Source organism: Paenibacillus tengchongensis (assembly GCF_008973665.1).
GTDB classification, from domain to species: domain Bacteria; phylum Bacillota; class Bacilli; order Paenibacillales; family Paenibacillaceae; genus Paenibacillus_AQ; species Paenibacillus_AQ tengchongensis.
Genome location: NZ_WACP01000011.1, coordinates 100,182 through 125,308, shown reverse-complemented (window position 1 = coordinate 125,308; position 25,127 = coordinate 100,182). Strand labels below are relative to the sequence as shown.

The following is a 25,127-nucleotide window of genomic DNA, read 5'->3' as shown; positions in this document are numbered from 1 at the left end:
ATGTTTTAAAAGAACCTCAGAAAGCAGGTGATATTCATCAGTATCCAAAAAGTCAATGACCGCAAGCAGCTCGATGAGCGCCTGCCGCTGATGCCCTGGTTCGTGCAGCAATTTATCGATTTCAAGCGTCCGGACCTGTCGCCCTCCACACTGCTGGAGTATCTCCGCGACTATGATTCCTTCTTCAGCTGGCTGCGGGCGGAAGGCTTGTCCCAGGCGGACAGCAATGCCGGCATTACTCTCCTTGACCTGGAGACCCTGCGCATGGAGAGCATCGTCGGCTACCGGCTTTATTTGACGACCCGCAGCGAGAACGCCAATTCCAAAGTGACCGTCTCCCGCAAGCTGTCCGCCCTCCGCTCTCTGTTTCACTACTTGAGCCAGATTGCCGAGGACGAGGATTTCTACCCGCTGCTGAAACGCAATATTATGGCCAAGGTGGAGATCAAGCGAATCCATAAACCGAAGGATACGGCGGCCAAGCTCAAGGGCAAAATTCTCGAAGACGAAGAGCTGCTGGAATTTATCGGCTACATTTACGAGGGCTACGGCCGCGACGTGGAGGGCAACAAGCAGGCGCATTATGCCCATCTGCAGAACCGCGAGCGGGATGCCTGCATCGCCAGTCTGATTCTGAATTCCGGCCTGCGTGTCTCCGAGGTGGTCAATCTCAATGTGGACGATCTCGATATGAACAACAAGCTGCTGTATGTTTACCGTAAAGGCAACAACGATGAGACATTCAAGACGCCGGTCTATTTCCGCGAACAGGCCAAGGATGATCTCACCCAGTATTTAAGCCTGCGGCAGTCCCGCTACAAGACGCCCAAGAAGGAAAAAGCCCTGTTCATTGCGCTCCGCAACGGCAGCAAGGAAGGCTCACGGATGACCAAGCGGGCCATACAGGAAATGATCATCAAATACGCCAAGCGCTTCGGCAAGCCGTATTTAACGGTGCACAAGCTGCGGCATTCGTTTGCGACCGATTACTATCTGCAGAATGATATCTACAAAACAAAGGAGCAGCTCGGCCACGCCTCTACCGAGACAACGGAGGTCTATGCCCACCTGACGGATAAAACGATGTCCGAGGCCATTGAGCGCCGCCTGGAGGAAGCCTAATGTCAGATCTTCACAAAATATCGCCTGCCCCTGCAGGCGCTGCGGCGCGTGAAAGGCTATCCGCCGACTGCGGGAGCTGCTTCGGCTTATGCTGTACGGCGCTCCGCTTCAGCGCGTCCGCCGATTTCGCCGCCGACAAGGCTGCCGGACAGCCTTGTCCCAATCTGCAGCCTGATTTCCGCTGCGGGGTCCATACCCGCCTGCGGGAGCTCGGCTTCCGCGGCTGCACCGTATTCGACTGCTTCGGCGCCGGCCAGTTCGTCTCCCAGGAGACGTTCGGCGGCGTCAGCTGGCGCGAGGCGCCGGAGACCGCCGAAGCCATGTTCGCGGTCTTTCCGGTCATGCACCAGCTGCATGAGCTGCTGTGGTACCTGGAGGAGGCGCGCAGCCTGCAGGCTGCGGAGCCGCTCGCCGGGGCCCTCGCCGCTGTGCAGGCTCGCGTAGAAGCCTGCACGCAGCTGCCGCCCGGCGAGCTGCGCTCCCTTGACGTCGCCGCGCTGCGCGGCGACGTCAACGAGCTGCTGCTGCGCAGCAGCGAGCTGGCCCGCAGCGCGGCGCTGCGCGCGCTGCAGCCGCAGCCGGGGCGCCGCAAGGCCTACGGCCGCGGCGCCGATTTGATCGGCGCCAGGCTGCGGGGCGCCGATCTGCGCGCCCTGAGCCTGCGCGGCGCCTACCTGATCGCCGCGGATCTGCGCGGCGCGAGCCTGCAGGCCGCGGATTTGATTGGCGCGGACCTGCGCGATGCCGACCTCAGCGGCGCCGATTTAACCGGCGCCATCTTCCTGACGCAGGCCCAGCTGAACGCGGCCAAGGGCGATGCCGGTACGCGGCTGCCGCCCGCGTTCACCCGGCCGCCCCACTGGACCGTATAAAACAGCAATAAGCACAGCGACCGTTAGCCGGTCCTGTGCTTATTGCGTTTGCCCAGCCGCCCCACCTTTTTCCCGTTGTACGGGTGAAGATTAGGGAGCAGAATTCGGCGGGCAATATTGGGTTTATTATTGTGAATTTTTCATATGTTGAAATTTTGAAAATAAAACCGTTGCTGCCATAACCATTCCGCTATTGCCGCCGTATCGTCGATGCTGAATAATCGGAGGTTTGTCTTGCGCACAGCCGCTGCGAGGCGGTCATTTCCCGGCCAGACCGCCGCTGCGGCTGCGTTCGGCGCTTCCAGCAGCGGCAGGTCCTGCTCCGTGCGCAGCAGCACCACTTTAGGATAGCCGGCAGCCTTGAAGCCTTCGACCAGCACATAATCATAGGGTGCCATAGCAGCAAGCAGTCCTGTAAGCGTACTTCTGCGTTCCTCAATCAACGCGGTTCTGTGCGGCGAGGTTATGGCCACTGCCGCAGCGCCGGCTTGTCGGTGGCGCCAGGTGTCCGTATGCTCGCGGTCTGCCTCAAAGTCATGCGCATCATGCTTAATGACCCCTACCTTGCAGCCATGTGCACTTAGATAGGGCAGCAGCGCACAAATGAGCGTCGTTTTCCCGCTATTCTTATAGCCGACAATCTGGCATACAGGCGGGGCTTGTCCGGCACTGCCGTTAAATGAAGATATTCTGCGCCCGGACCGGCCGCGGCTTCCTGCAACCCTTGCTCCGGCACAGCTCCCCGCCCTATTGCTTCTTCCGCCTCGCCTTCCGCTCCTGTGCGCCGCCCGTCTTCCGCTCCTGTGCGCCGCCCGTCTTCCGGTCCTCATCGCACTCCCGGCAGCTTCAACACCGACACCTTGGTCCCGGCTGCAACGCCGCGCATTTCCGGCGGGACAATCACCAGACAATCGCTGTCCTTAATCGTGACCATCACAGACGATTCATCGATACGCGCCGGATACGCGCAAAGCCTGCCGTCTTCGATTTCCAGCCGGGCACGCACGAAACGGGTGAAATTGTTCACCTTGGTGTAATCCGCCCCCAGCACAGCAGTCCATTCCGGCAAGAACGGCTGGGCCGCCCCCTGCATCCGCGCGATCACCGGGCGGGCGAACAAATGGAAGCCGACAAAGCACGCACCCGGGTTGCCCGACAACGCAAGCAGCAGCTTACCGCCGCGCACTGCCGCTGTAGTTACGCTCCCCGGACGCATCGCAACCTTGTTGAACAGCATCTCCCCGCTGTTCTCCCGTACCAGATCGCCCATAATGTCGTAGTCGCCCACGGAGACGCCCCCGGTCGTAATCACCAGATCATAGCTTTCGAGCGCCATCTGTACCTTGCTGCGCGCAAGGTCAAGGTTGTCGGTGACCGCTCCGAGCATGACCGGCTCGCCGCCGGCTTCACGCACGAGCGCTTCCAGCATCGGAGAGTTGCTGTTGCGGATCTTGCCGGGCACAAGCGGCTCATCCACTTCCAGCAGTTCTGAGCCGGTGGCGATGACCGCCACCTTCGGCCGCCGGCCCACCTTCACCGTATGGACGCCGAAGGCGGCGAGCGCGGCAATCTCACCCGGCGTAATCAAGCGGCCGGCCGGCAGAACTTCATCGCCTTCACGGACCTCGAACCCTTCCGGGGTTATATTTTTAGCGGCTTGCTGGGGTTTGCGCAAGCCAACATAGGAAATGCCGCCCTCTTCTTTGACCTCCGTCACTTCGATCATCGCCACCGTATCTGCGCCTTCCGGCACCTGCGCTCCGGTCATAATGCGCGCAGCGGTTCCCGGTGTCAAAGACACCGACGGCACTGCGCCGCAGGGGATGTTGTCAATAACCTTCAGCCAAACCTGCTGGCCGTTTCCGCAAGCTGCGGTATCAGACGCGATTAAAGCGTATCCGTCCATTCCGGAGCGGTTGAAGGCCGGAAACGGATGCGGCGCAACCACCGGCTCAGCCAGATAGCGGCCACAACTGGCGCTTAACGGAACCTCTTCCGGTTCCAGCAGTTCAGCGTAAGCCATGACTTTGTGCTGGGCATCCTTCACCTGAACCGCTCTGCGCTGAAATTTGCCGTCTTGCGGGTTCTCCTGAGTGCTCATAAGTTCCTCCTGTTCATGTCCAAAATGAATTTCCAACCTATTTAACCGTGTCCGGCACATAACAAGCACTATTTTAACATGGGTCTATGTAAAGTAAAATCGGTGAAATCCCGCACAGTCCCCGCTCCCGTCTCCCGGAAACAACAAAAGCGGAGCCTCTGCCGCTTGGGCAAAGGCTCCGCCTGCTTCCTTCCGTACGATCTCCCCGCCGGTTAAGAGCCGCGGATCACACGCACATCGGCCGGGATCATCCGCTCTCCCTCATACAGCATAAACCGGCCGTTCTGCCACTCCAGCCGCAGCAGATGGGAGTCATCCGACTGGTATTGCCAGACATGCTGCTGGCCGCCGTTCATAAACGGGGTTTGACCCGCCACCGCCACATATCCCTCGTACTCTTCTTCCAGATAGAAGGTGCGGTCATCCAGCTCCAGCGTAGCCGGAACCTCCGCCGGATTGTCAAGTCTGCCGTCAATCGGCAGATACAGCGTATACTGCAGCTGTTCCCGCTGCTCTACATGCAGATAGGAGATACGGCTGCCGTCGCGCAGCGTCAGTACCGCCGCGTTCCGCCCGCTTGTCTTGGTCCGGCCCGTCACTTCATAGGTTATTAGCGACACTTCGCAAATATCGCCGGGCGACAGATCCAGCATGCTCTTCGGCGCAGCCGGAGCCGGCGGCTTGGAGAACAGATTGCCGATTCTCTTAAAGATTCCCAATGTTATCTCAATCCTCCTGATTTCTAACCGTACCTGCTGTTCGTCTGAATGACTAGCTAAGTATAAATGCTGCAATAATCACTGCACCGGTAACATGGAGCGTCCCCGACAACAGGCCGTATCCGATCTTGCCCAGCTGGGTTCCATGATCCAGGTCTATTCTGCCCATCCGGCCAAGCAGCCAGTGAACGGTCTTCTCAAGTATAAACAAAAGCCAAAACGAAATAATAGAGAACTGGAGCGCATCGCCCAGACTGCTCGAAGCGGCGATGGAAGCCGCAAGAATGCAGGCTTGCGACAACAGTTTTAATATGAAGCGGGTCGTGACCGCCATATTACCCGCCTTCAGTTCCTCCAGGTCATTGTAACGGGTAAACAGCGAATCAACGACCATCAGCACACTCAGAAGCGCCGCTCCGCTTGCCGTCCAGACCGCCATGGACACCATGGTGTGGAAATCCATTGCATTGCCCCCGCTTACTCAGTCTTGCTGCCACGTCCGGGCAGCCTACAACAAACGAAGGAGAAACCGCTGTTGATCGTCTCTCCTTCGCGCTTCAACTATCCTGTTGTTAACGGTACATGCCGTTATTATTGCTTCTCGTACTGTTTCATCAGGGCTGCAAGCTCATCTTCCACAGCCTGGTCCTTACCCAGCTTCTCGAATTCATCGTCAAGCGATTTGTTGCCGGATTGCATTTCGTTGCTGGCCTCGGCCTGCGCTTCGGCAGCCAGCATCTTCTCTTCCATACGCTTCAGTCCGGCAGAGGCCGAGTCGGAGCTGAATCCGCTCATGGCTTTGTTGATTTCGGTCTGCGCCTTGGCGGCATTGTAACGGGCCACCAGTGTTTCGCGTTTGTTCTTCATCTGGGTCAGCTGCTTGCGCATTTCTTCCAGCTTGGCGCGCAGGTTGTCCGCAGAAGCTTTGTTCTGATCAAAGCTCGCTTTGTATTCCACCAGCTTGGCTTCAGCAGCTTTCTTCTCTTCCAATGCACGGCGGGCCAGATCGGCGTTGCCGGCTTGTGCGGCGGTATGCGCCTGCTGATTGCGCTTGGCTACGAGCGCTTCCTGCTCCTCGTACAGCTGCTTGAACTTCTTCTCGATGGCGATTTGTGCGGCTACCGCCTTCTCGGCATCCTCCAAATCCTCGGTCATATCACGGATATACTGGTCAGTCATTTTAATCGGATCTTCTGCTTTGTCGATAATCGCATTCACATTGGACATCGTTAAATCACGCAATCTCTTAAAAATAGACATGGGTCATTCCTCCAGGTTAAAAGTAAATTCGTTATTTGATTATCTTTTACGCAAAGGAATCATCTACGTTTCAAAATTGTTGCGATAAATATTCACCGACCTTGGCGTGTACGATTCTTACGGCTTCAGCAATTCCTTCCTTGCTTAGATCATCATAATGAATCCCCATCACCACGGTTACCGTCCGGCCCAGCCTCTCGGCCGCCAGAAGGGCGATGCCTTCACTGATGGTATGCTCCTTATGATGGGGCACTGCCGCAGTATCCGCCTTCCACTGCCCGCCGTCTTTATATGCGGTGCTTGCAGCTCCGATGTGGCGGACACCGCCGGTAATCAGCAGCAACAGATCTTCGCCGACCTCCATTGCCGTCAGTGCAATATCCGTAAAATCCGGGTTAGTGTCAGACATCCGCCTTCTCCCTCCTCCATTATATTACCCAGGGGGCGGGCAGAGTTCACAAATCCGTATCCGGCTCCGCGCGGTATATTCTCACACAATCCCGCGTATTTCATCCAGCGAGGAAATATTCTCCTGAATCATCAGCTGCTGCAGTTCTTCCACCAGCTTGCTTCCCGCCCGCAGATTCATGAAATTATAGGTTCCCACCTGAATCACTGAGGCGCCGGCCATTATAAATTCGAGAATATCGGCCGCGCAGGTGATGCCCCCCATGCCGATCACCGGTATGCTCACCCGCTTCGCCGTCTGATGGACCATGCGCAGCGCCACAGGCTTCACGGCGGGTCCGGACAATCCGGCATACAAATTGTCAAATACGCTGCGGCGTTTGCGGATATCGATCTTCATGCCGGAGATGGTATTGATAAGCGAGACAGCGTCCGCGCCCTCCTCCTCGCACATGGCCGCCATTTCGGCGATATCCTCGGCGTTCGGCGACAGCTTCACCGCCAGCGGCAGATTCGTTGCGGCCCGTACCGCCCGGACAACCTCCCGGGCCGCTACGGTCTTCACACCGAAGGCGATCCCACCCTCCTTCACGTTGGGACAGGAAATGTTCAGCTCGATCATATCAACGGCCGGCTTGCCTGCCTGCAGGCGGGAGTCCGCATCCTCCTGAATCAGCTCCGCTCCGCGGACGTACTCCTGCAGCGTGTTACCGCCCAGATTAACGATCCGCGCCGTGTCCAGTGTCTCCCAGTAGGGCAGCTCCTTCGCCAGGAACGCCTCGACCCCGGGATTCTCCAGCCCGACGCTGTTCAGCATGCCGGAGGCTGTCTCATATACGCGCAGTCCGGAATTCCCGGCTTTGGGATTCAGCGTTAAGCCTTTGCCGGAAATGCCGCCCAGCAGGTTCACATCATACAGCTGTCCGTACTCCCGGCCAAAACCGAAGGTGCCCGAGGCCATCACAATCGGATTCTTGAAGTGTACCCCTGCAATGCTCGCTGTTGTATTAACCATGGAAGACCACCTCCTCGGCTAGAAAGACAGGGCCGTCCGTACAAGCCTTACGCTTGCCGTCGCGGCAGGAGACGCTGCAGACCAGGCAGGCGCCGATGCCGCAGGCCATGCGGTTCTCCAGCGACAGATAGACCTTCGGCTGCCGGCCGGCTGCCTCAGCGCTCATCACCTTGAGCTGTGCAGCCTGCAGCATCAGCTGGGGACCGCAGACGAAGACATGGTCATACTGTGTAAAGTCGATATCCTCCAGAATGTATCCGCCGACATTCACTGTCAGTTCGGCCGCCAGCGGACGGAAAGCCTCTGTCAGATAGGCTTCTCTGCTGAAGCCCAGGTAGATGTCGCTCCCGGGGAGCTCTTGTGCACAGTAATACAGCGGTGCGACACCGATGCCGCCGCCCACCAGCGCCACCTTGCCCGAAACAGCGGGGAACCCGTTGCCGAACGGTCCTTCCAGGCCCAGCGAATCCCCGGGCTTCAGTTCCGCCAGGATCGCCGTCCCTTCTCCGACCACATGATAGAGGAATTCGATTCCGTCCCCGTTAACCCGATGGATGCTGAGCGGTCTGCTCAGCAGCGGATAGGCTCCCCATGCCCGCAGCATGTAGAATTGACCCATCGCGCCGCCGTAGTCCCCCCTGACCCGCAGGTGATACACGCCGTTTGCCAGCCGCTCGTTACTGATTACTGTCGCCACGTTATCAAGCTCCTTCAAATTTAATCTTATTAACCATGCCTTAGTAGGAGTTTAATTTCCGTGACAAATATCACAATAAACCACGACTATTTCCGCTTCCACACACCGCGCTCATATGGAGCAGGAACATGCGCTTTAGCTACGCCGCCCAGTGCCTCCTCGGCATGCAGCGCCCAATACGGGTCGCTGAGCATCGCCCGGCCGACTGCGACCAGCTCTGCCCGGCCACCGGAGACGACAGCCTGGGCATCCTCGTAGGCATCCAGGCGGCCGACTGCGATCACAGGTACGTCCAGTCCGTTCCGGACGGCCTCGGCCAGCTCCGTCTGATACCCCGCACCGGACCCGGGCACTCCGCCCGAGCCAATCGGTCCTTCTCCGCCGGAAGAGACATGGAACAGATCCACTCCCGCCTCTTTATACCGGCGGCAGAATTCAAGCGCATAATCCAGACCATACCCGCCGTCCACGTATTCCTTGGCCGATACCCGCATCAGTACCGGCATGTCAGCCGGCAGCGCCGCCTTGACCGCACGCACCACCTCTTCCCCGAAAAGAATGTTGTCCGCACCGAATTTATCGTCCCGCCGGTTGGTCAGCGGAGAGTGAAACTGGTGGATCAGGTAACCGTGCGCACCGTGGATTTCCACTGTGTCAAATCCCGCCTCCGCCGCCCGCTTGGCCGCCGCCCCATATGCGGCAATAAGCTCCTCCGCCTCTGCCGTGGAAAGGGCCCGCGGCGTCTTCGAACGCTCATCAAAAGGAATGGCCGAAGGAGCAACTGGCGGGTTGGCATCCTGCGCCTTGCGTCCGGCATGGCCGAGCTGGATGGCAATCCGTGATCCGTGGGCGTGAACGGCCTCCGTAATTCTGCGCCAGGCGGCAGTCTGTTCGTCGTTCCAGATCCCCGTGTCCCCGTCCGTAATTCTCCCGTCCGGATGAATCCCGCTCATTTCAACAATAATCAGGCCGGTGCCGCCGACTGCGCGGCTGACATAATGCACATAATGCCAATCGCCGGGCATCCCGTCCTTCGTCTCCACTGCATACTGGCACATTGGGGGCATCACAATCCTGTTCCTCAGCACCAGCCCCTTCAGTTCATAAGGCGTAAATAAATCCGTCACTGCTTCTCCACCCTTCCTTATTAATATGTAATCTTCCGGGCATGTCTCCCGTAAATCCAGTATACACGCTGGATTTGCTGCAAGGAAACTTCCTCATTCCACAGGCGGCATAATGTGCCGGACGGATGGACATAACAAAGGAAACTGACGGTGCGAAATCAAGCTTTGGGGGGGATACGGCATGAAGCGAAGACAGATCGGCCGGGCAACGCTGATTCTGGCACTCGCATTATTAATGGTCAGCGATCCCGTTTCGGCTGGCCGTTCTGCTGTGCTGGCCGCGGGACAGCCGGTAGCGGAGATTGGCGGCAGCAGCCGCGAGCTGAACAGACAGAGCGGCGACGCGCTTCCCGCTGCCGCCCGGCGGCAGCGGCGCAGCAAAGGCTTGTCCTTGGGCCAGCTTAAGCGCAAATACCCGGATACGCTTATGGTACAGGGGCCGCGGCTAAGGATTGTGGCGCTGACCTTTGACGATGTGCCTGACCCGCGCTTTACGCCGCAGCTGCTGGAGGTGCTGCGCCGGAACCATGTGAAGGCCACCTTCTTTGTCGTGGGCAGCCGGGCGGAGAAGCATCCGCGCATCATTGCGCAAATGGTAAGGGACGGCCACTCCATCGGCAACCATTCCTATAATCATCCTGAATTCGGCCGGCTCAGCATGCCGGAATTCCAGTCGCAGATTATCCGCACGGAGAATATTCTGCGGGCGCAGACCGGCTTCAAGCCACGACTGATCCGTCCGCCGTACGGGGACATCAGCGAACCCCAGGTGCGATGGGCCAGGGACCGTGGCTACAAGATTGTGAACTGGAATGTCGACTCGCTGGACTGGAAGAGTCTGCCGAAAACGCAGGTCCGCAACAATATTCTGGCCCATGCGGGCAAAGGCGCAGTCATCCTGCAGCATGGCGGCGGCGGACAGAGCAGTAATCTGCAAGGGACGATCCAGGCCCTGCCGGAGGTCATCCGGATTTTACGCAAGAGGGGCTACACCTTTGTTACTGTACCGCAAATGCTGGAGTACGGCGGCGCCCAGAAGAGCAAATAGCCTCAGACATAATAAAAAGGAAACGAGACACTGTTGCAGTGTGCTTCGTTTCCTTTTGTGCAATTATTATTTATTCTACAAAATATAAATTTACGTACTGGAAGCCGAAATCCGAGACAAAGCTTTGGCTGCCGGGTATAAAAATATCGATCCGGTTGCCCTTGATAGCACTGCCGGCATCCGTCGCCGTAGCGATAAACGCCTGTTTGGGCAGGCCGGCATGGGAGTGTCCCGTGACCAGTACCTTGGTCCCGAAGGGGATGACGCTGGGATCAACGGCGATCGTACCTAGCTTCAGCGGGTTGCCGAAGTAATCCACGGGTCCCCATCCGCCATTCTCGCTGGCTGCGGAGGAATAAGCCGTCGCTTTTACCTGCAGCACTTTCGAGTAGCTGAACGATTTGCCCCAGGCTTCCACCGTTTTGGCGGCAGGCGTTACGTTCAGGCTGGCGGAAATGATCTCCTTCTCCGTTGTGCTTTGGGCGGCGACCGTCTTGGCAGACGCAGTGCCGGGAATGCTCAGCTTTAGTCCGGGGTAAATGTTGCTCTCATGAACAGACGGGTTAGCTTGCATCAATTCGTTGATACCAATCCGGTAGTACTGGGATAAAGTATAATAAGTAGTGGAAGTTCCGGCAATATGTATGCTGTCCGCATGGGCCGGAGCAGCGGACAACCATGTGCACGCACCAATCCATGCGGCAGCCGCTACGGCTCCGAGTCTGAATTTCATAGGCTCCTCCTTTATGTACCTGCATTATGCCTGATAAATAAGTACAGCGTTATGTTAAATGACTGTTTTGAATATATCACAATTTTGTAACCTATGGGCATGAAAATGTTACCATTCCGTTAATACTACTGATTCCAGCGGGTTTTTCAGCGAAATTAGTGATTACATTTTGTTATTTTTACTGAAATCATGTTTATAAGAATCAAATGCCCGTAAACCGCTGATGACAGATTTTACACAGCGTTAACATTTCACCCAGCTTTGCATAGTAGAATATAGTATGATGTAATCTCAATTCTTGAAAGATTGCCGTGAAATCAATAGAATATTAGTCAAGATGCACAATTTGGAGGGTCTATTACGTGAATACAGATGATAAGAAAAGCAATCAGAGCAGCCCTGCTTCCGCCTATCTGAACCGCGACCTCAGCTGGATTGAATTTAACCGGCGGGTACTGATGGAAGCGCAGGATTCCGATAACCCGCTGATGGAGCGGGCCAAGTTCCTGGCCATCACTTCCAGCAATCTCGATGAATTCATCAGCGTCCGCGTGGCAGGCATTCAGGACCAGATCAGAGCCGGCTATACCAAGATGGATTTTACCGGCTACACACCGTCCGGCCTGTATAAACGTCTGATCAAGCGTGTAGGCAAAATGGTCAACGATCAATACCGTACGTTCCGTGAGCTGACCCGGCATCTGCATAAAGAAGGCATCGTCTTTGTCGACTATGAGGACCTGACCCATGCCCAAGAACAGGCCATTGAAGAATATTATCGGGATATCATTTACCCTGTTCTGACCCCCATGGCGGTGGATCAGAGCCGGCCGTTTCCGCTTGTCCACAGCCAATATATTTACCTCGCTGTCGTGCTGACACGCAAGGACAGCCAGGAGGATGAGCCGTATTTCGCCATCCTGCAGATCCCTTCCAACCTGCCGCGCTGCGTGCCGCTGCCCCACCGCACGAACAGCAAGAAACGCCAGTTCGTATTCATCGAGGATGTTATCCGTCATCATATCCAGACCCTGTTCAGCGGCTATGAGCCTGTAGCGGTCAACGAATTCCGCTTAACCCGGAATTCGGATTTGACGATTGACGAGGAGGGCGCCGAGGACCTGCTGGAGGAGATCGAGAAGGAGCTCCGTAAGCGCCGCCGGGGCGTTCCCGCACGGCTGGAAGTGCAGAAAGACATCCATCCTTACGCCCTGGAACAGCTGCAGGCCGAGTTCGAGCTAGAGGACTTTGTGTTTGAAATTGACGGTCCGCTCGACCTCGGATTTCTGCGCGGCTTCGCGGGCAGCCTGAAGGGCTTTAACTATTTGTTTGAAGCTCCGATTGAGCCGGTCTATCCTGCGGAATTCGATGAGAACGAGGACTTCTTCGAGGTGCTGAGGGAGAGGGATGTGCTTGTCTATCACCCTTATGAATCCTTTGACGCCATGGTGGATTTCATCACCCAGGCCTCCGAGGATGAGCAGGTAAGAGCGATCAAGATGACGCTTTACCGTGTCAGCGGCAACTCTCCGCTGATCGCCGCGCTGGCGCATGCCGCCGAATCCGGCAAACAGGTTACCGTCGTGGTGGAGCTGAAGGCCCGCTTCGATGAAGAGCGGAACATTGCCTGGGCGCGCAAGCTGGAGCAATCCGGCTGCCACGTCGTATACGGCCTTGTCGGCCTCAAGACGCACGCCAAGGTCACGCTGATTGTCCGCCAGGAAGGCCCGGAGCTGCGCCGCTACATCCATGTAGGCACGGGCAATTATAATGACAGCACCGCAAAGGCCTATACCGATATCAGCCTCTTCACGGCAAGTACGGAAATCGGCCTGGATGCCTCCGAATTGTTCAACCAGATTACCGGATACTCGGCTAATTATGATTGGAATGCGCTGGTCGTCGCTCCAACCAATATGAGTCTGACCCTGCAGAAGCTCATTATGCGCGAGGCCGAGCATGCCGCTGCCGGCAGACCGGCGCGGATTATCGCCAAGATGAACTCCCTCTCCAACCAGGAGGTCATTGACAGCCTGTACGGTGCCGCCCAGGCCGGCGTGCCGATTGACCTGATCGTGCGCGGGGTCTGCTGTCTGCGGCCGGGCATCGAGGGCTTAAGCGAGCGGATCAGCGTCCGCAGCATCGTGGACCGCTTCCTGGAGCATTCCCGCATTTATTATTTCGAGAACGGCGGACAGCCTGAAGTGTTCTTATCCAGTGCGGACTGGATGACACGCAACCTCACCCGGCGGATCGAACTGATGTGTCCGGTGAAGGATAGCCTGATTCAAGGTCAGCTCGTCAAGATTCTGGAGCTGTCGCTGAACGACAACGTGAAGTCCAGCTTCCTGCAGCCCAACGGATATTATGAACGGCCGGACGACAAAAAGGCCCCGTTCCGGAGCCAGTTCGTCGCGATGGATGTTACACGCTGGAAGGGAAGTCGAGCTTTACCTTCACTCCCCAAGCATTCTTGAACGCCTTGACGGCATTGTCGATATCCTCCTGGCCGATAAGCACCTCGCCTGCCCCCTGCAATACTATATGCAGTGTATTGCCGTGCAGGCGGGCTTCCAGGCCGCGGATATAGCCGATCTCCGTGCTGTCCAGCGCCATGCTGAGCTGAACCAGCGTCCCCAGCTTATGAATCCATTCCTCGTCGGAAGTCAGCAAAATGTCCTTATGTGCCTGGGACAATTTCTGCTTCCGGCTTTTTGTGCTGTATGAGGTGATGAGCGCACACAGGATCAGCTGCCGGTGGCTGAGGCCGCGGATCGGCGCATTCATCAGCCAATAGCGGGTATGGCGCTTGGACTGATAGTAATTGATATTCGAGCCGGTACGATGGAGCATCACGGCAACATAGATCAGCATCTCCTGCTCTTTGCGGTCCCCTTCATGAGGAAAGGCTGAGAAGAGACTGAGCGCCAGCTTGTGAATATGCTCAAGATGACGCTTCGGCGTATGAATATCGAAGTGCATCAGTGTGGCAAGACTGTATTCCAGCGCACTTTCTTTCACCGGCTGCTCCGGCTGCAGGAGATCATGCAGCATACCCTCGCGCAGCCCTTCCCCGCTGATAAAAGCCTGATTGGCCCCGATGTAATGATAGACGGTATGAAAGATAATCAGGCCGGAGACGATGATATCCGCCCGGCTCTTGGACAGGCCGTCCAGGTCTTTGCGCTTGTCATAGGACAGCGCCGGCAGCACTTCCATGAAGCGTTCGATAGTCTCTCCCGAAAGACGGTAACCATGAGAGTTGGGCAGGGAGTAGTCCCGGTTCTTCTGGTCCAGCTTGCCCAGCGAGCGCAGCGTGCCGCCAAGCCCGTAGAGCGGAAGGCCCGCTGCACCGCTCAGCCAGTCATGCTCCACCAGCCTGCCCGTAACATAAGCCTGAAGCTTGCGCACCTGCTCCGGGTTCCAGTTGCCGTGTTGACTGAACAGCAGATTCGTATTTACGGCGCCGAAAGGAAACGAGAAGCTGTGCTGGTAACGCCGGTTACGGAACAGCGTAACTTCTGTGCTGCCGCCGCCGATGTCGATAACAAAGCCGTCCTGTACATCGAAGCTGTTAATGACGCCCAAAAAGCCAAAATAAGCTTCCTGATGGCCGGTGATAACCTCGATGTTTATATTCGATTCCTCCGAGAGGTAAGCGATAATCTCCGTGGAATTGGCCGCATTGCGGATCGCCGCCGTCGCCCCGGCGCGGATGCGCTCCACACCGAAGGAGCGGCAAATCTCCTTGAATTGCCGCAGCACCGGAATGATCGTATCCATATCGCGTTTCTCCAGCCGGTTCTCTGATGTTATTTTCTCGCTGAGGCGGGCGGAATATTTGCATTCCTTAATGATCTTGTAGCCGCCTTCCGCCGTTGTGTCGTAAATGACCAGGCGGATGGAGTTGGAGCCTATGTCAATAATGCCGATCCGGCAAAGTTCGTCGCTCATGGGATTATGTACTCCTTTGCTGTTAGTTTAGCCGTTTATTTATATACTATATCACCCATTTCTCTCTCCGCCAAAAGCAAAAACGGCCGCTGATCCGAAGTCAGCCGCCGTTCCTCCTCTGTCCCCTAGAGGACTTTGCTCAAAAAATCCTTGGTCCGGGCATGCCGCGGATGGCCAAATACCTCAGCCGGCGTACCCTGTTCGATGATATATCCGCCGTCCATGAACAGAATGCGGTCACCCACCTCACGGGCGAAGCCCATTTCATGGGTGACGATGACCATCGTCATGCCCTGCTCCGCCAGCTTCTTCATGACTTCCAGCACCTCGCCGACCATTTCGGGATCTAGCGCCGAGGTCGGCTCGTCAAACAGCATGACATGCGGCTGCATGGCAAGCGCGCGGGCAATGGCAATCCGCTGCTTCTGCCCGCCGGAGAGCTGGGCCGGATAAGCGTCCCGCTTGTCCTCTAGCCCGACCGTACGGAGCAGGTCCATCGCGATCCGTTCGGCTTCGGCGGAAGCGACCTTTTTAACCTTGACCGGAGCGAGCATAATATTCTCCAGCACAGACTTGTGCGGAAACAGGTTGAACTGCTGGAACACCATGCCCATTTTCTCACGGGTAACATTAATGTCATGCTTCTTGTCGGTAATCGACTGACCCTCAAAGGTAATCGAACCGCCGGTCGGCACCTCCAGCAGATTCAGGCAGCGCAGAAAGGTACTCTTGCCCGAGCCGCTGGGTCCAATGACGACAACAACCTCGCCTTGCTTAATCTCAAGATCAATGCCCTTCAAAATTTCCAGTTTGCCGAAATGCTTTTGCAGACCATTAATGGCGATCATCCGTATTCAGCCTCCTTTCGACCATGCCAAGCAGCTTCGACAGTGTAAATGTCAATACGAAATACATGACAGCGATGACTACGAGCGGACTGAGACCCTCATAGGTGATGGTTGTAATGGTTCTGGCCTGGAACAGCAGGTCCGCCACGCCGATCATCGATACGATGGACGATTCCTTAATGATGGTAATGAACTCGTTGCCGATGGCCGGCAGCACATTCTTCAGCGCCTGCGGCAGCACAATGTAACGCATGGTCATCCCTTGACGCATTCCGAGCGACCGTGCCGCTTCGACCTGTCCCCGGTCCACTCCCTGGATACCGGCGCGGAAGATTTCAGCCAAATAGGCCGAGCTGTTGATGGTCAGTGTAATGGCGCCTGACTGGATCGGGGAGAACTCCAGACCGAACTCCGGCAGTCCATAATGAATCAGGAACAGCTGTACCAGCATCGGTGTCCCGCGGAGAAACTCAACCCACGCGGAGGCGATGAAGCGGAGCACCCTCCACTTCGACATGCGCAGCAAGGAGACGATAATCCCCAGCACAAAGCCGAAGCAAACGCCCAGAACCGCCAGGAGCAGCGTGTACCTTAAACCGGAGAAGAAAAAACTGCGGTATTCATAAGCAAGATCAAAGAAATTCATTTCCGGCATAACCTCCCGTCATCCATATTTATAATTATTCAAAAAAATAGAAAACGGCGGATTGCCGCCATTTTCCGTAAAGGTTTAGCATTCGCTGCGTATATCTGCAGCTTCTGTGACGGGCTCAGCGCCCGGAAATCACGTTTAAAGTGACTTATTCGCTCTCGGCAAGCTCACTGGCTGCAGCTACATACTCGTCGATTTTGCCTTCATCCTGCAGGCGCTTGAGTGTAGTATTCACTTGCTCCAGCAGCTCGTCGTTGCCTTTCTTCACGCCGATTACATAACCGTCGTCTTCAACCTCTGGCACAGCATCGGCAATAACCAGGCCGTCTACATTCTTGACGAAAGATTTGGCAACCGGTCCTTCCATGATGGAGGCGTCCACACGGTTAGACTGCAGCTGCAGGACGATTTCGGAAATTTTGCCCAGGGATGTCAGCTGTGCGCCTTCAATCTCCTTGGCGATCTCTTCCTGGATGGAGCCGGTCTGGACACCAAGCTTCGCACCCTTCAGCGCGTCCATCGTTGCGAATTTGTCTTTATCGGCTTCACGGACCACTACGGCTTGCTCCGCCTGATAGTAAATATCGGACAGACCTACCGCTTCAGCGCGTTCCGGAGTCGGGCTCAGACCGGAAATAACGATATCCACGCGTCCGCTGGACAGCTCGTTCAAGAGGGAATCGAAAGGAAGATCCTTGATTTCCAGCTCTGCGCCCATATCCGCTGCGATATCCTTGGCGATGTCAATGTCAAAGCCGACAATGGTATCCTTGCCGTCGATCATTTTATGGAATTCATACGGAGGGAAATCCGCGCTGGTGCCCAGAATCAGCTTCTTGGCCGCAGCACCGCTGTCCGAGTTCCCCGCAGCAGAGTTATCTGTGTTGTTAGAGCCGCATCCGGCCAAAAGTCCACCTGCAAGCAGCAGTCCCAAAGAAAGTTTACCCCATTTGTTCATCTCTGTATCTCCCCTGTTCTCTCATTAGTCTCGTTGTCAGCAACCCGATTTATTATAAAGGACAACGCATGAATATGCAAAGAAAAATTTGTGACAACAACATTCCTATTTTGCAAAGCCCCATCCCCTGAGGGTATACTAGCTAATATCTCCACCTGCCTTAAGATTAACCGGAATTGATTCATGACGGCTCCGGTGGTGGTATTAACTAGCTACGACACTTTTAGGAGGTGCTGTCATGCTCTTGGAAGCGATGTACCATGTCCCCCGTGACAAGTGGGCGTATGCCTACGACAACAAAACGATTCATTTGCGTGTCCGCACCAAAAAAGATGATGTGGACAGCGTTGTAGCCCTCACCGGCGACAAATATGACTGGAAAAACACTTCGTGTGAAATCCGGATGGACAAAGCGGCATCGGACGATATGTTCGATTACTGGGAAGCCGCGGTCCGGCCGCAATATAAGCGTCTGAGCTATACTTTCCGCGTCAGCAGGGAACAGGAAAGTGTATATCTGCTGGACAACGGTATCCGCAGCGATTGTCCCGCACCTCCAACCCACTTCTACGAATTCCCCTACATACACGCCGTCGACCTGTTCCGGGTACCCAACTGGGCCAAGGATGCAGTCTTCTACCAGATCATGACCGAACGGTTCGCCAACGGCGACCCGGACAACGATCCCGAGGGCACCGAGCCCTGGGGCGGGACCCCGAAGTACGATAATTTTTTTGGCGGGGATTTGCAGGGGGTACTGAACCATTTGGACGATCTCCAAGAACTCGGCATCAATGCGATATACTTCACTCCTTTATTTGTCTCTCCTTCCAACCACAAATACGACATTGTTGATTACAAAAGGGTCGATCCCCACTTCGGGGACAATGACCTGCTCAAGAAGCTCGTCGAGGAATGCCATAAGCGGGGTATCCGGGTCATGCTGGACGCCGTGTTCAATCATTGCAGCGACAAGTTTCCTCCTTTTCAGGATGTGCTGGAAAAAGGCGAATTCTCCGTCTACAAGGACTGGTTCCATATCAACGCCTTTCCGGCCTGCACGGTGAACGGCATCCCGACCTATGACACCTTTGGCTTCTACGGCAATATGCCGAAGTTCAACACCGCCAACCGGGAAGTCAAAGCTTATTTGCTTGAGGTCGCCGAATATTGGATTAAGGAGATCAAGGTGGACGGCTGGCGGCTCGATGTCGCCAATGAGGTTGACCATCACTTCTGGCGCGACTTCCGCAAGGTCGTCAAGCAGGTGAATCCCGAAGCCTATATCGTCGGCGAGGTATGGAGCGACTCCCTCACCTGGCTGCTCGGCGACCAGTTCGACTCCGTCATGAACTATCCTTTCTCCGGGACGGTGCTGGAATTCTTTAACGGAGGTATGGACAGCATCACCTTCGGCGAGCGGATCGGCGGGCTCCTGATGCGTTACCCGCAGCAGACGAACGAAGTCGTCTTCAACCTGCTGGGCAGCCACGATACGCCGCGTCTCCTGACCGTCGTCGGCGGTGACCGGCGGCGTCTTAAGCTGGCTGTAGTCTTTCTGTTTACTTTTATGGGAACCCCCTGCATTTATTACGGCGACGAGATCGGCCTGACGGGCGGCGAGGACCCGGACTGCCGCAAATGCATGGAGTGGGATGAACAGAAACAGGACCGTGAGCTGTACGATTTCTACAAGCTGCTGATTGCCCTCCGCAAAGACAACAAGGCACTGCGGGAGGGCCGGTTCCGGATTCTTGAGGCATGCCAAGGCGACCCATGCATCGTCTATGAGCGGGCGGACGAGATTAACCATTTTACAGTGTGGATGAACAATTCCCCGCAGCCAAGGACCTTATGCCACCCGATGGAGACGGACGACTGGCAGGATGCGCTGACCGGAGAACCGGTTGCACCGGTGGACGGTATTATGCATATTTCGCTCGATCCTTACGGTTACCGGATTCTCAGCCGGCAGCTGGGTTAAGCATTTACGCATGGGAGGGACGTTAGTGTGGAATACCGTAACCTTACAAAGCCTCCTTGGCGTCAAGACACCGGACATCTTTCGCAAAAGGAGGCCTTCGCCTGGTTTGACGGGCTGGAGCCCGCCGGAACGGAGCATCTCCGCGGACGCTGGCGCGGACGGGGGCTGTTCTCCGGGCATCCCCTCGACGGGCTGCTCGAAGCCCTCAACTGGTATGGCAAGGAGTTCATTGACGATGAGACCGTGCATCCGCTCCTCTTCTCCCGCCGCAGCGGACGGCTGCTCCGCTTGAATCCGGGCTTATTGCCGCTTAGCCTTCCGTTTGGCGCGATTCCGCGCGCTCCGGCCGGAGCGCTGTTCCGGCTCTTTTCGCCGCTCTTGGGAACCCGTCATGCCAAAGCCAGGCTGCGGTTCATCCAGTACCGGGGGAAGCTGGGCGCCGCCATGGTCTATGACCGGCAGCCGATCATCGATCATTTCCGCAGAATCGACGGAGATACACTGCTGGGCGTAATGGACATTAAAGGAGAGTCCGGTCCCCGTTATTTTTTCGTGCTGGAGCGGGAAACCAAGGAGATTAAAGTCGGGAAACCGGATCAAGTACATTAATTTATGGGCGAATCCCTATAAAAGCATCTGTAATTATTGGCAGAATTAAGTACTTTGCCGGTAAACAAAAAGCACTTCCCTGCCTTTGCGGCGATGGAAGTGCTTTTTACTGTGCACGGCTATAGCTATTCGGAAATCTCGCTGTAAATATCGATATACTGCTGCGCGGAGACGTTCCAGCTATAATCGCCTGCGAACGCATTCTTGGCAATTTTCCGCCAATGCTCCGGCTGATGATAGTAACTGACCGCCCGGCGCAGCGTATACAGCATGTCATGCGCATTGAAATTCAGGAACGTGAACCCGTTGCCCTCCCCGGTCTCCTCATTGTAAGCCTGAACCGTATCGTTCAGCCCCCCGGTCTCCCGCACCACCGGAATACTGCCGTAGCGTAGCGCCAGCAGTTGGCTGATGCCGCACGGCTCGAACATCGAAGGCATCAGGAAGATGTCGCTGCCGGCGTAGATTTTGCGGGACAGGGCGTCACTGAAGGTAATCTGCGCCGAGAGCTTGGATGGATGGCGGTATGCCGCTTCCCGGAACCAGTTCTCATACAGCGGATCACCCGTACCCAGCAGCACAAACTGGATATCGTCGAAGTACAGCAGCTCATCCAAGACGCGCAGCACAAGATCAAGGCCCTTGGAATCCACAAGCCGGGTGACCATGGCCACCATCGGGATGCTGCCATCTACCGGCAATCCCAGTTCTTGCTGCAGCCCGGTCTTGTTCTCCGCTTTCTTCACGAGGTTCGAACGGTAGCGCGTATAGATCTGCGGATCGGAGCTCGGATTGTACGCTTTGGTATCAATGCCGTTGACAATGCCGACGAGCCGGTCCGAACGCGAGCTGAGCAGCCCGTCGAGGCCATATCCGTAATGCTGTGTCCGGATCTCCTCGGCATAGGTCGGACTGACGGTCGTCACATAGTCGCTGTACACAATGCCGCCCTTCATGTAGCTGATGTTGCCGTAATACTCGACTCCCAGGAAATAATTGTCCGAGAGCCCCAGGAGGTCGCCCAGCACGGAATATGGGAAAATCCCCTGATAAAGCAGATTGTGGATAGTGAATACCGTCTTCATCCCGCTATAGTAAGGATCCTGGCGGTAGTGCCCTTCAAGCAGAAGCGGAATTACAGCCGTGTGCCAGTCATGGGCATGCAATACATCCGGCTGAAAGTCAAGCACCGGCAGGCATTCCAGCACCGCCCGGCTGAAGTAGGCGAAGCGCTCACCGTCGTCCATATAGCCGTAAATCCCGTCCCGGGCACCGAAATAATACTCATTGTCGACAAAATAAACCGGAACGCCTTCCAGCACCAGCTTCTGGATGCCGCAATACTGCCGGCGCCAGCCTACAGGCACTTCGAGCACGGCAACCGTCTCGAGCTGGCTGGTGTAAGCCTCTGGAATTGCTTTATATTTAGGTAAAATCACCCGCACATCCACCCCCGCGCTCTTCAGCGCTTTGGGCAGTGCTCCAATCACATCGGCCAATCCGCCTGTCTTGACGAACGGATGCCCTTCAGCTGCGGCGAATAGTACTTTCATGCATTTTCCCCCTCATCAGATTCGATCGGACCAAGCTATTCTTTGTCTGTCTTCGTCTTGCGCCCCGCCTTCTTAAGCACAATGAAGCTTAGCGGAGGAAGTGTCAGCTCCAGGCTGTTCGGCTGGTTATGCCATTCCTGCTTGACGCTCTTCAGCGGCGGATTATGGAATCCCGATCCCCCGAACTCCGTGTTCTCCGAACTGAACAGCTCTTCATAGATGCCCGGACGCGGTACGCCGATCCGGTAGCTCTGCCGCTCTACCGGCTGGAAATTGACGAGCACAATCAACGTGTCGACCGGCTTCTTGCCCCGGCGGACGTAGGACAAGACACTTTGGGCGCTGTCATCAGCAGTGAGCCATTGATAGCCGGCCATATCATGGTCGAGCTCCCAGAGCGCCTTCTCCGAGACGTACAGCTTATTGAGCGCCGCTGTGAACGCCAGCATCCGGCGGTGGCTCTCGTAATCCAGCAGCAGCCAATCCAGCTGATCCTGATCCTTCCATTCGATGAACTGGCCGAATTCGCCGCCCATAAAGAGCAGCTTCTTGCCGGGATGGGTGATCTGATAGCCCAGCAGAAGCCGCAGACCCGCGAATTTCTGCTCGTAGGCGCCGGGCATTTTGTCCAGCAGCGATTTCTTGCCGTGTACAACTTCGTCATGCGAAAGCGGCAGCGTATAATTCTCCGAATAGGCATAGGCAATGGGAAAGGTCAGCAAATTATGATGATGGGGCCGCGCCCAAAAATCATGCTCTATGTAACCTAATGTATCGTTCATCCAGCCCATATTCCACTTGTAGTTAAACCCGAGGCCGCCTTCATGAACCGGTGCAGTTACGCCCGGCCAGGCGCTGGATTCCTCAGCCATCATCAACGCTTTCGGATAATAACGGAAGATGGCCGTATTCAGGCGCTGAATGAAGCTGATCGCCTCCAGATTCTCCAGGCCGCCGTTCACGTTGCGCCTGTACTGGTGGCTGCCTTTTTCAAAATCGAGACGCAGCATACTGGTCACCGCATCGACCCTCATGCCGTCGATATGATACATTTCGAACCAGAAGAGCGCATTGGAGATCAGGAATGAAGAGATTTCCGGTTTGCTGAAATCAAAGGACAATGTCCCCCAGCCCGGCTTCTCCGCCAGCATTGGATCAGCGTATTCGTACAGCGGCGCCCCGTCGAACATCCGCAGCCCGTGCGCATCTTTGGCAAAGTGGGCCGGAACCCAATCCAGGATCACGCCGATGCCCGCCTGGTGGAGGTGGTCGATCAGATACATCAGATCCTGCGGCTCCCCGTAACGGCTCGTAGCGGCAAAATACCCCGTCCCCTGATAGCCCCAGGATAAATCGTAAGGATGCTCAGCCAAAGGCATGAACTCCACATGGGTATAGCTCATTTCCAGTAAATAAGGGATCAACAGATCCGCCAGCTCGCGGTACGTATACAAGCTGCCGTCTTCCTTCTGGCGCCAGGTACCGGCATGCATCTCATAAATATTGACAGGCTGGCTGTAAGGGACTTTGGACCTACGCCGCCAGGCGGCATCCCCCCATGTATATCCGCCAAGGTCCGCCACAACGGACGCGGTATTCGGCCTTACCTCGGCCTTAAAAGCATACGGATCGGCTTTCAGGAAGCTGGTGCCGTCTGCACCGGTGATTCGGTATTTGTATAAAGTTCCCAGTTCAACGCCCGGAAAAAAGCGACTCCAAAATCCCGATTCGGGTATCTTATATAACGAGTCCGCATCGCTTGTTCCGTCCCAGCCATTGTGATTTCCAGCAATTCCTACATATGTCGCATGAGGAGCCCAGACGGTATAGCGTACCCCCGCCTCCCCATCTTCAGCGGCAATGTGCGCGCCCAGCGTCCTGTAGCTGCGGTAATTAGTGCCCTCATGGAACAGGTAAATATCATCGGAAGTCGGTAAGTATTCCTGATTCAGGATGTCAGGCAAATGTCATCACCTCTATATATTTGGAATGCACCTAATACATTACCCGAATGCCCGGCGTTTGAAAATGATTTGTAGTCATAATTGGGAGTTTTCCGGAATAAAAAAAATCTGTGCAATTTTTTGTGCAAACTGCGCAACTATTTTGCATTAAGTCGTTTCAACGGCTTCCTGTCCGTTTATATTACAAGCATTGACAAAAAAATGGGAGGGATAACAAATGAGTAAGAAAGAATGTATCGCCATGCTCCTGGCAGGCGGGGAAGGCCGCAGACTGGCCCCCTTAACCACAGCTATGGCAAAGCCTGCAGTCCCTTTCGGAGGACAGTACAGAATCATCGATTTTCCGCTCAGCAATTGTGTAAATTCCCGGATTGATACTGTCGGGGTGCTGACGCAATATGAGGCGAACTCCTTGCACCATCATATCGGGGAAGGGGAACCATGGGGACTTCATACGAAAAAGGACAGTGGCGTAAAACTGCTGCCATCGGGAGTGGACGGCCGAGATAGCTACACCGGTACAGCAGATGCCATTTATAAAAATATTGCATTTATCGACGAGCATGCGCCGGAGCATGTGCTGATTCTGTCCGCAGACCATATTTACCATATGGATTACCGGAAGATGCTGGACTATCATGTCCAAAGGGCGGCAAAGGCAACCATCTCCGTGATGGAGGTGCCTTGGGACGAAGCGAGCCGCTTTGGCGTCATGAATGTGAACGCGGAGCTGAAGATTTCCGAGTTTGCCGAGAAGCCGAAGGAGCCGAAGAGCAATCTGGCCTCCATGGGCATTTATTTGTTCCGTTGGGATTATCTGAAGGAGCATCTGCTGCGCGATGCGGAAAATGCTGAATCCAGCCATGACTTCGGTAAGGATGTCATTCCGGCGATGCTGGAAGGCAATGACGACCTCTTCGCCTACCGCTTCGAAGGCTACTGGAGAGATGTCGGCACCGTTTCCAGCCTCTGGGATGCTCATATGGATCTGCTCCAGGAGAACAACGGCTTCCGGCTCGACAATGCCCACTGGCCGATGTACAGCCGGGCGCGCCGGATGAAATCCGTCCATAAGCCGCGTGTGCCGGTGCTGGCCGCGGATTGCCTGGTGAACGAGTCCTGCCTGCTGGAAGGCAACCTGCAGCGTTCCGTTGTCTTTGGCGGCGTGGAGATCGGCAAGCTGAGCATGATTAAGCACAGCGTCGTGATGCCGGGCGCCCGCATCGGGCGCGGCGTGCTGATCGAGAATGCCATCATCGGCGAAGGCGCCGTTATTAAGGACGGAGCAATCATCAAGGGCAGCCCCGACAACATTGTCGTCGTCGGTCCTCATGAGATCGTTGCCGCCAAACCGGTCATCCGGACCCAGCCTTCGCGTCTTCTGCAGGAGGTCTACGAGAAGACCGGCAGACTGCGAGCTGAAGGCCTTCCTTCCTAACATACTTAAGCACTGCAAACAGGGCTGTGTCCCGGTCATCCGACCGGTTCACAGCCCTTATTTAT

The 25,127-nt window shown here is 55.9% G+C and carries 23 protein-coding genes; 7 read left to right on the top strand and 16 right to left on the bottom strand.

Features of this window, described 5'->3' with window-relative positions:
• The first annotated feature begins 36 nt into the window (after window positions 1-36).
• Window positions 37-1,122, top strand: coding sequence for a tyrosine recombinase XerS (gene xerS / locus F1381_RS18625; RefSeq protein ID WP_151736472.1), 1,086 nt, complete (start codon window positions 37-39; stop codon window positions 1,120-1,122).
• Window positions 1,122-1,994 (top strand): pentapeptide repeat-containing protein, encoded by an 873-nt coding sequence (locus F1381_RS18620; RefSeq protein WP_151736345.1) that lies wholly within the window; start codon window positions 1,122-1,124, stop codon window positions 1,992-1,994. Before xerS ends, F1381_RS18620 begins: the two co-directional genes overlap by 1 nt.
• Window positions 1,995-2,134: 140 nt before the next feature.
• Here F1381_RS18620 and mobB read toward each other — a convergent pair whose 3' ends face one another.
• From mobB to F1381_RS18575, 9 genes are all read right to left on the bottom strand, one after another.
• Entirely contained in the window at window positions 2,135-2,824 is a 690-nt protein-coding gene (gene mobB / locus F1381_RS18615) for a molybdopterin-guanine dinucleotide biosynthesis protein B (protein WP_151736344.1), read from the bottom strand.
• Window positions 2,821-4,095 (bottom strand): molybdopterin molybdotransferase MoeA, encoded by a 1,275-nt coding sequence (locus F1381_RS18610; RefSeq protein ID WP_151736343.1) that lies wholly within the window; start codon window positions 4,093-4,095, stop codon window positions 2,821-2,823. The genes mobB and F1381_RS18610 overlap by 4 nt, the downstream gene beginning before the upstream one ends.
• 212 nt (window positions 4,096-4,307) lie before the next feature.
• A complete protein-coding gene (locus F1381_RS18605) occupies window positions 4,308-4,814 on the bottom strand; it encodes a DUF4178 domain-containing protein (protein ID WP_151736342.1) in 507 nt (168 codons plus the stop codon).
• A 52-nt stretch (window positions 4,815-4,866) separates the two neighbouring features.
• The gene (locus F1381_RS18600; RefSeq protein WP_151736341.1) at window positions 4,867-5,277 is read right to left on the bottom strand and encodes a DUF350 domain-containing protein; all 411 of its coding nucleotides are present in this window, start codon (window positions 5,275-5,277) and stop codon (window positions 4,867-4,869) included.
• Window positions 5,278-5,405: 128 nt separating this feature from the next.
• Complete coding sequence (locus tag F1381_RS18595; RefSeq protein ID WP_151736340.1) at window positions 5,406-6,074, bottom strand: PspA/IM30 family protein; 669 nt, start codon at window positions 6,072-6,074, stop codon at window positions 5,406-5,408.
• Between the two features lie 70 nt (window positions 6,075-6,144).
• Window positions 6,145-6,483 carry a prenylated flavin chaperone LpdD gene (gene lpdD, locus F1381_RS18590; protein ID WP_151736339.1) on the bottom strand — a complete coding sequence of 113 codons (339 nt, stop codon included), beginning with the start codon at window positions 6,481-6,483 and terminating at the stop codon, window positions 6,145-6,147.
• A gap of 81 nt (window positions 6,484-6,564) precedes the next feature.
• Window positions 6,565-7,497 carry a dihydroorotate dehydrogenase gene (locus F1381_RS18585; protein WP_151736338.1) on the bottom strand — a complete coding sequence of 311 codons (933 nt, stop codon included), beginning with the start codon at window positions 7,495-7,497 and terminating at the stop codon, window positions 6,565-6,567.
• The gene (locus F1381_RS18580; RefSeq protein ID WP_151736337.1) at window positions 7,490-8,194 is read right to left on the bottom strand and encodes a dihydroorotate dehydrogenase electron transfer subunit; all 705 of its coding nucleotides are present in this window, start codon (window positions 8,192-8,194) and stop codon (window positions 7,490-7,492) included. Before F1381_RS18580 ends, F1381_RS18585 begins: the two co-directional genes overlap by 8 nt.
• An 86-nt stretch (window positions 8,195-8,280) precedes the next feature.
• Window positions 8,281-9,321 carry an oxidoreductase gene (locus tag F1381_RS18575; protein ID WP_151736336.1) on the bottom strand — a complete coding sequence of 347 codons (1,041 nt, stop codon included), beginning with the start codon at window positions 9,319-9,321 and terminating at the stop codon, window positions 8,281-8,283.
• Window positions 9,322-9,502: 181 nt separating this feature from the next.
• Here F1381_RS18575 and F1381_RS18570 point away from each other — a divergent pair, with 181 nt between their 5' ends.
• Window positions 9,503-10,369 (top strand): polysaccharide deacetylase family protein, encoded by an 867-nt coding sequence (locus F1381_RS18570; protein WP_151736335.1) that lies wholly within the window; start codon window positions 9,503-9,505, stop codon window positions 10,367-10,369.
• A gap of 70 nt (window positions 10,370-10,439) precedes the next feature.
• On the opposite strand, the gene F1381_RS18565 is transcribed toward F1381_RS18570, so the two are convergent.
• Window positions 10,440-11,102, bottom strand: a complete 663-nt coding sequence (locus F1381_RS18565) for a 3D domain-containing protein (RefSeq protein ID WP_151736334.1) — start codon at window positions 11,100-11,102, stop codon at window positions 10,440-10,442.
• Window positions 11,103-11,464: 362 nt separating this feature from the next.
• Between F1381_RS18565 and ppk1 the strand changes: the two genes are divergently transcribed.
• Window positions 11,465-13,579, top strand: coding sequence for a polyphosphate kinase 1 (gene ppk1, locus F1381_RS18560; RefSeq protein ID WP_151736333.1), 2,115 nt, complete (start codon window positions 11,465-11,467; stop codon window positions 13,577-13,579).
• Here the strand turns inward: ppk1 and F1381_RS18555 are convergent.
• The 4 genes from F1381_RS18555 to F1381_RS18540 form a co-directional block, all read right to left on the bottom strand.
• Window positions 13,527-15,056, bottom strand: a complete 1,530-nt coding sequence (locus tag F1381_RS18555; protein WP_151736332.1) for a Ppx/GppA phosphatase family protein — start codon at window positions 15,054-15,056, stop codon at window positions 13,527-13,529. The genes ppk1 and F1381_RS18555 overlap by 53 nt on opposite strands.
• A gap of 125 nt (window positions 15,057-15,181) precedes the next feature.
• Window positions 15,182-15,904, bottom strand: coding sequence for an amino acid ABC transporter ATP-binding protein (locus tag F1381_RS18550; protein ID WP_151736331.1), 723 nt, complete (start codon window positions 15,902-15,904; stop codon window positions 15,182-15,184).
• Window positions 15,891-16,550 carry an amino acid ABC transporter permease gene (locus tag F1381_RS18545; protein ID WP_151736330.1) on the bottom strand — a complete coding sequence of 220 codons (660 nt, stop codon included), beginning with the start codon at window positions 16,548-16,550 and terminating at the stop codon, window positions 15,891-15,893. The genes F1381_RS18550 and F1381_RS18545 overlap by 14 nt, the downstream gene beginning before the upstream one ends.
• A 154-nt stretch (window positions 16,551-16,704) precedes the next feature.
• A complete protein-coding gene (locus tag F1381_RS18540) occupies window positions 16,705-17,514 on the bottom strand; it encodes a transporter substrate-binding domain-containing protein (RefSeq protein WP_151736329.1) in 810 nt (269 codons plus the stop codon).
• A 238-nt stretch (window positions 17,515-17,752) separates the two neighbouring features.
• On the opposite strand from F1381_RS18540, the gene F1381_RS18535 reads away from it, so the two are divergent.
• Entirely contained in the window at window positions 17,753-19,498 is a 1,746-nt protein-coding gene (locus F1381_RS18535) for an alpha-glycosidase (RefSeq protein ID WP_151736328.1), read from the top strand.
• 27 nt (window positions 19,499-19,525) lie between these two features.
• Window positions 19,526-20,107 carry a DUF4334 domain-containing protein gene (locus F1381_RS18530; RefSeq protein ID WP_151736327.1) on the top strand — a complete coding sequence of 194 codons (582 nt, stop codon included), beginning with the start codon at window positions 19,526-19,528 and terminating at the stop codon, window positions 20,105-20,107.
• A 125-nt stretch (window positions 20,108-20,232) separates the two neighbouring features.
• Here the strand turns inward: F1381_RS18530 and glgA are convergent, their stop codons facing one another.
• Both glgA and glgB read right to left on the bottom strand, forming a co-directional pair.
• Window positions 20,233-21,660, bottom strand: coding sequence for a glycogen synthase GlgA (gene glgA / locus F1381_RS18525; RefSeq protein ID WP_151736326.1), 1,428 nt, complete (start codon window positions 21,658-21,660; stop codon window positions 20,233-20,235).
• 35 nt (window positions 21,661-21,695) lie between these two features.
• Window positions 21,696-23,612 carry a 1,4-alpha-glucan branching protein GlgB gene (glgB, locus tag F1381_RS18520; protein WP_425495283.1) on the bottom strand — a complete coding sequence of 639 codons (1,917 nt, stop codon included), beginning with the start codon at window positions 23,610-23,612 and terminating at the stop codon, window positions 21,696-21,698.
• Between the two features lie 229 nt (window positions 23,613-23,841).
• Between glgB and F1381_RS18515 the strand changes: the two genes are divergently transcribed.
• Window positions 23,842-25,062: a glucose-1-phosphate adenylyltransferase gene (locus F1381_RS18515; RefSeq protein WP_151736324.1), complete on the top strand. Its 1,221-nt coding sequence runs from the start codon at window positions 23,842-23,844 to the stop codon at window positions 25,060-25,062.
• Window positions 25,063-25,127 lie beyond the last annotated feature (65 nt).

What these genes read in the sequence shown, in the direction of transcription:
- F1381_RS18540 (WP_151736329.1), bottom strand. Translation starts at nt 17,514, where the DNA reads ATGAACAAATGGGGTAAACTTTCTTTGGGACTGCTGCTTGCAGGTGGA.
- F1381_RS18545 (WP_151736330.1), bottom strand. Translation starts at nt 16,550, where the DNA reads ATGAATTTCTTTGATCTTGCTTATGAATACCGCAGTTTTTTCTTCTCC.
- F1381_RS18535 (WP_151736328.1), top strand. Translation starts at nt 17,753, where the DNA reads ATGCTCTTGGAAGCGATGTACCATGTCCCCCGTGACAAGTGGGCGTAT.
- glgA (WP_151736326.1), bottom strand. Translation starts at nt 21,660, where the DNA reads ATGAAAGTACTATTCGCCGCAGCTGAAGGGCATCCGTTCGTCAAGACA.
- F1381_RS18600 (WP_151736341.1), bottom strand. Translation starts at nt 5,277, where the DNA reads ATGGATTTCCACACCATGGTGTCCATGGCGGTCTGGACGGCAAGCGGA.
- F1381_RS18595 (WP_151736340.1), bottom strand. Translation starts at nt 6,074, where the DNA reads ATGTCTATTTTTAAGAGATTGCGTGATTTAACGATGTCCAATGTGAAT.
- F1381_RS18620 (WP_151736345.1), top strand. Translation starts at nt 1,122, where the DNA reads ATGTCAGATCTTCACAAAATATCGCCTGCCCCTGCAGGCGCTGCGGCG.
- mobB (WP_151736344.1), bottom strand. Translation starts at nt 2,824, where the DNA reads ATGAGGACCGGAAGACGGGCGGCGCACAGGAGCGGAAGACGGGCGGCG.
- F1381_RS18515 (WP_151736324.1), top strand. Translation starts at nt 23,842, where the DNA reads ATGAGTAAGAAAGAATGTATCGCCATGCTCCTGGCAGGCGGGGAAGGC.
- F1381_RS18565 (WP_151736334.1), bottom strand. Translation starts at nt 11,102, where the DNA reads ATGAAATTCAGACTCGGAGCCGTAGCGGCTGCCGCATGGATTGGTGCG.
- F1381_RS18555 (WP_151736332.1), bottom strand. Translation starts at nt 15,056, where the DNA reads ATGAGCGACGAACTTTGCCGGATCGGCATTATTGACATAGGCTCCAAC.
- F1381_RS18610 (WP_151736343.1), bottom strand. Translation starts at nt 4,095, where the DNA reads ATGAGCACTCAGGAGAACCCGCAAGACGGCAAATTTCAGCGCAGAGCG.
- F1381_RS18570 (WP_151736335.1), top strand. Translation starts at nt 9,503, where the DNA reads ATGAAGCGAAGACAGATCGGCCGGGCAACGCTGATTCTGGCACTCGCA.
- F1381_RS18550 (WP_151736331.1), bottom strand. Translation starts at nt 15,904, where the DNA reads ATGATCGCCATTAATGGTCTGCAAAAGCATTTCGGCAAACTGGAAATT.
- F1381_RS18585 (WP_151736338.1), bottom strand. Translation starts at nt 7,497, where the DNA reads ATGGTTAATACAACAGCGAGCATTGCAGGGGTACACTTCAAGAATCCG.
- lpdD (WP_151736339.1), bottom strand. Translation starts at nt 6,483, where the DNA reads ATGTCTGACACTAACCCGGATTTTACGGATATTGCACTGACGGCAATG.